General features: G+C 40.6%; 2 protein-coding genes. Both read left to right on the forward strand.

All coding sequences use genetic code 11. The features are described 5' to 3' along the window. Nucleotides 1-397: 397 nt before the first annotated feature. Nucleotides 398-1,204 (forward strand): ABC transporter permease, encoded by an 807-nt coding sequence (locus tag G461_RS0114465; RefSeq protein WP_026972367.1) that lies wholly within the window; start codon nt 398-400, stop codon nt 1,202-1,204. Further along, nucleotides 1,201-1,854: an ABC transporter ATP-binding protein gene (locus G461_RS0114470; RefSeq protein ID WP_026972368.1), complete on the forward strand. Its 654-nt coding sequence runs from the start codon at nt 1,201-1,203 to the stop codon at nt 1,852-1,854. Before G461_RS0114465 ends, G461_RS0114470 begins: the two co-directional genes overlap by 4 nt. Nucleotides 1,855-2,119: the final 265 nt, after the last annotated feature.

Below are 2,119 nucleotides of genomic sequence, written 5' to 3' on the forward strand. Positions count from 1 at the left end.
AGCAGGCTAGGTATGCCTGTTCGTCAGGCAGCTGGATAAACTGCTGAACAGCGCAGGGATACTGTGTTCCCTGTACTGAATTGATCAACAACGCCACTAACAGCAACCGAGTCGCAACGGAAATACGCGTCCGAGTAAGTTTCCAACGATTACACTAAAGCCCTCTTCGTCTAGCACAGTGTACTGATTGACTTTAATCTGAGCACAATAGTCAAATTATTGCTTGTTATATGAGTCATGATATTTACTTTGTGAGTCGCTATATGAATGTTTAATTAATATTTTAAACAGACTTTGACAGTCAATAGTCTTGTCAATATCATCCTGCGCGATTGGTCGGCCTAATCGCTGTGCGCTGGTGTTTGGTGCTGCCACAAGTTGTTTTTGTGGAGACTTTATGGGTGTTATTCTTTCTGGGCGAAATAATATAGCTGTAATGCGGGATGTTGTGTTCGCGTTACTTATCAGAGAACTAAAAACGAGGTTTGGTTCTTACAGGTTGGGTTATGCTTGGGCGATCATCGAACCATTGATTTTTGTTCTTATTATTTCTGCAATTCGAACGTTGGCTAGTGGTAGTGGGTTGTTTGCTGGTAGTGTGTACAGTATACCGACTCCGATTTTTTTCTTACTAGGCTATCTACCGTTCCAACTATTTTCCACCATAGTAACCAAATCCTCTAAGGCTGTGAGCTCAAATAAAGGTCTATTCATCTATAGACAGGTAAGGCCGATTGATACAGTTATGGCAAGGGCAATATTAGAAATCACTATCAATATGTTGGTGACATTAATTCTTATTGCTGGCTTTGCTTGGTTTGGTTTTGACATTAACTTAGCTACGGCACTCGATTATTTCATTGCATTTTTCACTCTTAGTGTATTTGCTATCGGCCTAGGGCTGATTATGTGTGTTGCACAGTTTAGATTCAATGAGGTGGAAAAGTTCCTCCCTTTTTTAATCAGGCCAGCGTTCTTTACATCAGGGATATTTTTTTCGATAAATGATATACCTGAAAGACTTCATCATTGGTTAAATTGGAATCCGATACTACATGCAATCGAAATACTGAGGGCTGGGCTCTATTATGACTATCCACGTGATGCTGTTTCATACTCATTCCTCTTAGCCTGTACTTTGTCTTCGTTTTTTTTAGGCTTGTCGTTATATCGCTTAGATTGGCGAAATATGGTGGCATCATGATCCGGCTCAAAAATGTTACTAAGTCATACAAGAGTAAGATCGGCAGACAGTATGTTATTCAGGGCGTAACTTGTGACATTCCTACTGACCGTAATGTTGCGATACTTGGGCGAAACGGAGCAGGTAAGTCAACGTTGTTGCGGATGCTTGGTGGCATTGACTACCCCGATGTTGGTGAAATATCTACATCAAAGAGAATTTCCTGGCCCCTAGGCCTTGCAACTGGGTTTCAAGGGAGCATGACTGGACGAGAAAACTGCCGATTTGTATGCCGTATTCATGGTGTGAAGAACTATAAGGCCATTGAGAATGTAGTCTGGGAGTTCTCTGAACTCGGTGCTAAGTTTGACTTGCCCATAAAATGTCTATCAAGTGGCCAAAAGGCTCGTATAGCTTTTGGCATGTCTATAGTTTTTGATTTTGATATTTACCTACTCGATGAAGTCACATCTGTGGGTGACCCTGCATTTCGTCAGAAAGCAAGTGAATTGCTTGAGGAAAGGCGAAGAACCTCTAAGATTATTATGGTTTCTCATTCAATCAGTCAATTGCGGCAATTTGGATGCGATTATGGAGTTTTGTTAGATAATGGAAGAATGAAAAATTACGAAGACATCGAAGAAGCCTACTTTGACTATGAAAAGCTTTAGTAATGGAAAAGTGATAATGAACGAGATGAATACAAATAATGAAGATAATGAAACCATAGAGACTGAGGCCGATTGCTTATCATCGTTCATCAAAAAAAAGTTAAATGAAGGTTCAGTTAGAGATAGGCTGCTGAAATTGATGTTAAATCAGTTTAGTATACTAGTAATGTTCGGCGTTGTTGATCAATTCAGTACAGGGAACACAGTATCCCTGCGCTGTTCAGCAGTTTATCCAGCTGCCTGACGAACAGGCATACCTAGCCTG

The organism is Aliagarivorans marinus DSM 23064, from assembly GCF_000429485.1.
Lineage (GTDB): Bacteria > Pseudomonadota > Gammaproteobacteria > Enterobacterales > Celerinatantimonadaceae > Aliagarivorans > Aliagarivorans marinus.